The sequence below is a fragment of the Allosphingosinicella sp. genome (assembly GCF_036387215.1).
GTDB lineage: Bacteria > Pseudomonadota > Alphaproteobacteria > Sphingomonadales > Sphingomonadaceae > Allosphingosinicella.
Genome location: NZ_DASVUE010000249.1, coordinates 1 through 4704, shown reverse-complemented (window position 1 = coordinate 4704; position 4704 = coordinate 1). Strand labels below are relative to the sequence as shown.

At 66.4% G+C, this 4704-nt stretch carries 5 protein-coding genes; 4 read left to right on the top strand and 1 reads right to left on the bottom strand.

Annotated features, from left to right (window positions below; translation table 11 throughout):
• Positions 1-114: 114 nt before the first annotated feature.
• The gene (locus VF662_RS10180) at positions 115-1410 is read right to left on the bottom strand and encodes a family 1 glycosylhydrolase (protein ID WP_464140604.1); all 1296 of its coding nucleotides are present in this window, start codon (positions 1408-1410) and stop codon (positions 115-117) included.
• A gap of 199 nt (positions 1411-1609) precedes the next feature.
• Here VF662_RS10180 and VF662_RS10175 point away from each other — a divergent pair, with 199 nt between their 5' ends.
• From VF662_RS10175 to VF662_RS10160, 4 genes are all read left to right on the top strand, one after another.
• Complete coding sequence (locus VF662_RS10175) at positions 1610-2497, top strand: 2-dehydro-3-deoxygalactonokinase (protein ID WP_464140602.1); 888 nt, start codon at positions 1610-1612, stop codon at positions 2495-2497.
• Positions 2494-3123: a 2-dehydro-3-deoxy-6-phosphogalactonate aldolase gene (locus VF662_RS10170; RefSeq protein WP_464140599.1), complete on the top strand. Its 630-nt coding sequence runs from the start codon at positions 2494-2496 to the stop codon at positions 3121-3123. The genes VF662_RS10175 and VF662_RS10170 overlap by 4 nt, the downstream gene beginning before the upstream one ends.
• A complete protein-coding gene (locus VF662_RS10165) occupies positions 3123-4058 on the top strand; it encodes a Gfo/Idh/MocA family protein (protein WP_464140597.1) in 936 nt (311 codons plus the stop codon). The genes VF662_RS10170 and VF662_RS10165 overlap by 1 nt, the downstream gene beginning before the upstream one ends.
• A gap of 56 nt (positions 4059-4114) precedes the next feature.
• A partial coding sequence (locus tag VF662_RS10160) for an amidohydrolase family protein (protein ID WP_464140595.1) occupies positions 4115-4704 on the top strand: 590 nt, incomplete at its 3' end.

Genomic DNA, 4704 nt, shown 5'->3' with positions numbered 1-4704 from the left:
GAGGCTCGCCTCGCCCCAGCCGACGGCGCCGTCCTCGCTCTCCACCCGCACGAACAGCCAGCGCGGCGGCACGTAGAAGGTCTCGATGCGGCCGATCTTCATCGTCTCCGTCTCCTACCCGACTTCCGGGTTCGCCGGCTGGGCCGGAAGCTGCTCGTTCATGTTGGCTGCGGCCGCCTGCTGGTGGAATGCGTGAACGCGCGCCGATTGCGACGGCGGGACGATCGGTACCGCGAGGCACATGCTCGACGCCGGAAGCACCTCGCGCCAGTCCTGGATCAGCTTCTTATAGGCCCGGCCGACGGGACGGATGTTGCGATCGAGATCGTAGAGCCCGAGCGGGTTGACGTTGCCGTTCTGCTCGCGAAGCGCGGTGTCCCAATCGACCTGGTCGGTAAGCGAATACCAGGTGAAGCCGACCGTCGGGATTCCGACGTTCCGAAGCCGGAGAACGCTCGCCCATTCCTTCCAGAGCCACTGCACCGCCTCGTCGCCTTTCGGGCCCTCGCGAAGGTTGGTCTCGGTATGCATCACCGGAAGGCGGTAGCGATTATAATATTGCCGGGTGATCTCGGTGTAGCCGAACACCTCTCCGGACGAGGTCGTGTGCCCGTCGGCGAACACGCGGTGCTCATTGGTCATGTAATAGTCGTTGCCGAGGATGCAGTGCTGCTTCATCCGGTTGTGAAGGAAGAAGTGGTACTCCTCCTTCGTCATCCCGTTATCCATCAGATATTCGTACATCTCGCTGTCGACGCGGCGGCCGTAATTGAGGTCGAGCGAGAGGAAACGGCGCGAGTTCATCACTTCGGCCGGGCCGATGGCAGCCGGGCTGTCGGCATGGAAATATTCGGAGGATTCCGATTGGATGAAGATCGCGTCCGGCCGCCGCTTCAATATCTCGATCATGCCGAGCACGTTGCCCTTGACGATGTGCTTCAGCGCCGTGACGAACCCGCGGTCGGTCTTCAGCTGCTCGTTCCACCAGCCGTATTTGGCCGAGAAGATCGCGCAGATGAACATCTCGTTGACCGGCGTATAGAGCTGCACCCACGGATAACGGTCCGCGAACGCGCCGGCATAATTGGCGAACTGGGTGGAAAAATCCGGATTCTGGAAGTTGCCGAGCCAGTCGGGAACGCCGAAATGGCAGAGGTCGACGATCGGGACGATGTCCCGCCGCTTGAGGTCGGCAAGCGTGATGTCGGCGAATTCCCAATCATATTTGCCCGGGCCGAGCAGCGTCCGGTGGATCGGCGGCCCGTAGCGCAGATACTGGATGCCGAGATCCTGGACGAGGTCGAAATCCTCGCGCCACCGCTCATAATGGCCGCAGGATTCCATCTGGTCGATGCGGGTGCGACCATTGTTGATCGTCGGGATGCTGTTCTCGATCCCGGTCGCGAACATGAAATTAGCGATGACGTGCTCCTTCGGGCGCCGCTCTACGGGCCGGCGCGGGCATGAGGGAATAAGGGGTCAGCCCCGATAAGGTTGCAATGCCGATCATTTATCCGACAATTCCAATAAAGGGTCCGGGCGGCGGTGCAAGAAGCTTGGGGACACAATGCCGGCTTGCACGTTAGGAAGGCGGGACGAGAGGAACGAGATGCGCTGGGCGGACGGTTTCATTGCGGTCGATTGGGGCACCACCAATCGCCGCGCCTATCTGATCGGCTCCGACGGGCGGCTGTCGGACGAGATGGAGGACGATCAGGGGATCCTCGCCGTCGGCAAGGGCGGATTCGACCGCGCGGTGGCCGAGATCAAGGGCCGGCTCGGCGACCGCCCGCTGCTGATGGCGGGCATGATCGGGTCCAACCGCGGCTGGGTGGAGGCGCCCTACGCCCCCTGCCCAGCAGGCCTTCCCGAGCTTGCCGCAAGCCTCAAATGGGTGGTTCGGGATCATATCGCGATCGTTCCCGGCGTCGCCTACGACAGCGGCGATGCGGCCGACGTGATGCGCGGCGAGGAGGTGCAGATGCTCGGCGCCTTTGCCGACGGAATGATCCCGCCCGATGCGCTCGTCTGCCACCCCGGCACGCACAACAAGTGGGTGAAGATGGAGGACGGGCGGATCGCCTCCTTCCGCACCATCATGACCGGCGAGATGTTCAACCTCCTCCGCGAGCACAGCATCCTCGCCGATCTTCTGCAGGAGCCGGCCAATACCGGCGCCGCGTTCGAAGCGGGCGTTCGGCGCGGGCTCGAAGGCGACGACCTCACGGCCGAGCTGTTCTCGGTCCGTGCCCGGGTGCTGCTCGGGAAGCGGGAGCGCTCGGACGCCGCCTCCTATACGAGCGGCCTCCTGATCGGCACCGACCTCAGGATCGGCCTCCGCTCCGCGCCCGACGGCGAAGTCGTCGTCATGGGCCGGCCCGAGCTTACCGGCCTGTTCGCGGCCGCGCTTCGCCTTGCGGGACACGAGGCGCGCGAGGTAGACGGCGAAGCGGCATTCCTTGCCGGCGTCAGGCATTTGGCGGAGCTCGTCCAATGAACCCCAATGAGGAGCTGCAACGGCGGCTCTCCGAATGCCCGCTGGTGGCGATTATCCGCGGAGTGACGCCGACGGACGCGGAAGCGATCGGAGAGGCGATTTACGGCGGCGGGATCCGGATCATCGAGGTGCCGCTCAACTCCCCCGATCCGCTCGAGAGTATCGGCATTCTCGCGAGGAGCCTCGGCGACCGCGCCCTCATCGGCGCCGGCACGGTGCTCAGCGTCGACGACGTCGCCCGCGTCCGCGACGCCGGCGGCCGGATCATCGTGTCTCCCAACACCGACACTGAAGTCATCGCCGCAGCCGCGGCTGCCGGCCTGGTGTCCGCGCCGGGCTTCTATACGCCGTCGGAAGGATTTGAGGCGCTGAAAGCGGGTGCGCATGCGCTGAAGCTCTTTCCCGCCGAAGCCGCCTCCCCCGCCGTCGTCAAGGCGATGCGGGCGGTGCTTCCGAAGACGGTGCCCGTGCTCGTGGTCGGCGGCGTCAAACCCGGCAACATGCGCGCTTATCTGGACGCGGGCGCCAGCGGCTTCGGCCTCGGCTCCGGCGTCTACAAGCCCGGCCAATCCGCCGCCGAGGTGGCCGCGCAGGCCGAGGCATATGTCCGGGGGTTGAGCGGCTGATGCGCCCGCTCCGGATTGCGATCATCGGCTTCGGGAAGATCGCCGAGGACCAGCATGTCCCCGCGATCGCCGGCAATCGCCGCTTCGAACTCGTCGCCACCGTCAGCCGCCAGGGCAACGGCGTTCAGGGCGTCCGATCCTTCACCAGCCACCAGGATATGCTTCGCGAAGTCCCTGATCTCGACGCGGTCGCGATCTGCACTCCGCCCTCGGTGCGCTACGGAATCGCCCGCGACTGCATCCAGGCCGGGCTCCACAGCCTGCTCGAAAAGCCGCCGGGGGTGACCCTGGCCGAAGTGGAGGATCTCGCCTGCCTCGCGGCGGGCCACCAGGTGTCGCTCTTCACCACCTGGCACGCCCAGTACAATCCCGCAGTCACCGCCGCTGCCAAGCGGCTTGCGGGGCAGGAGATCAGCCGGATGGAGATCGTCTGGCACGAGGATGTGCGGAAATTTCATCCCGGCCAGCAATGGATCTGGCAGCCGGGCGGCTTCGGCGTGTTCGATCCCGGCATCAATGCGCTCTCGATCGCCACCCGCATCTTCCCGGGCGAGCTGTTCGTGCGCGAGGCGGAGTTGATGTTCCCCGAGAACCGGCAGACCCCGATCGCCGCCCGCCTGACCTTCGCAAGCTCCACCGGCACTGGCACCCTCACGGCGGACTTCAACTGGAACCACACGGGCGACGAAGCCTGGAACATCGCCGTCGAGACCGCCGAGGGAACCGAGCTTCTGCTCAGCCACGGCGGCTCCCGCCTTTCGATCGGCGGCGAGCTGCAGGCGAGCGGCGGGGAGGGCGAATATCCGTCCATCTATTCCGAATTCGCGGACCTCATCGACGAACGCCGCTCGCACGTCGACATCCGCCCGCTCCGCCTCGTCGCCGACGCCTATCTCACCGGCCGCCACAGCCGCGTGGAAGCGTTCGAGGACTAGCTGACAGCCCCTTCCCGCGCGCCTATCCTTGCTGCGAATCCAAAGGGGGTCCCAGCATGCTCTTCCTCGCCGCTCTCATCGCCGCAGCCCCCGTCCAGGCCGCTCCGCCCACCGCACAGGCCGAAGAAGGCTATGCCGTCATCCACGCGGGAACGCTGCTCGACCGCCCCGGGCGGCCGCCGCGGCGCAACGCCAGCCTGATCGTCCGCGGCGGCAAGATCGTCTCGGTCGAGAACGGCTTTGCCGCGGCTCCGGCGGGCGCGAAGGTGATCGACCTTCGCGACCGCTTCGTCCTTCCCGGCCTCATCGACAGCCACGTCCACCTCGCCTCCGACCGCGCGGGCAATGAGGGACTGCTCGCCGGCTTCACGGACAGCGGCCAGATGGGCGCCTACGAAGCCGCCTGGAATGCGAGGAAGACGCTGAACGCCGGCTTCACGACGGTGCGCAACCTCGGCGACGAGGGCGCCACCCTGGCGCTCCGCGATGCGATCGCCCGCGGCTGGGCCGAAGGTCCGCGGATCATCGACGCCGCCGCCGCAATCTCCACCACGTCCGGCCATATGGACGCGCGCCTCGGCCTCAAGGACGAGCTTCACGACGCCGTCCCCCACGACAATCTGTGCGACGGCGCGGAGGAGTGCCG

Bases quoted from the DNA above. Each gene is read 5' to 3' on its own strand.
- VF662_RS10180 (WP_464140604.1), bottom strand. From the start codon at position 1,410: ATGTTCGCGACCGGGATCGAGAACAGCATCCCGACGATCAACAATGGT.
- VF662_RS10175 (WP_464140602.1), top strand. From the start codon at position 1,610: ATGCGCTGGGCGGACGGTTTCATTGCGGTCGATTGGGGCACCACCAAT.
- VF662_RS10170 (WP_464140599.1), top strand. From the start codon at position 2,494: ATGAACCCCAATGAGGAGCTGCAACGGCGGCTCTCCGAATGCCCGCTG.
- VF662_RS10165 (WP_464140597.1), top strand. From the start codon at position 3,123: ATGCGCCCGCTCCGGATTGCGATCATCGGCTTCGGGAAGATCGCCGAG.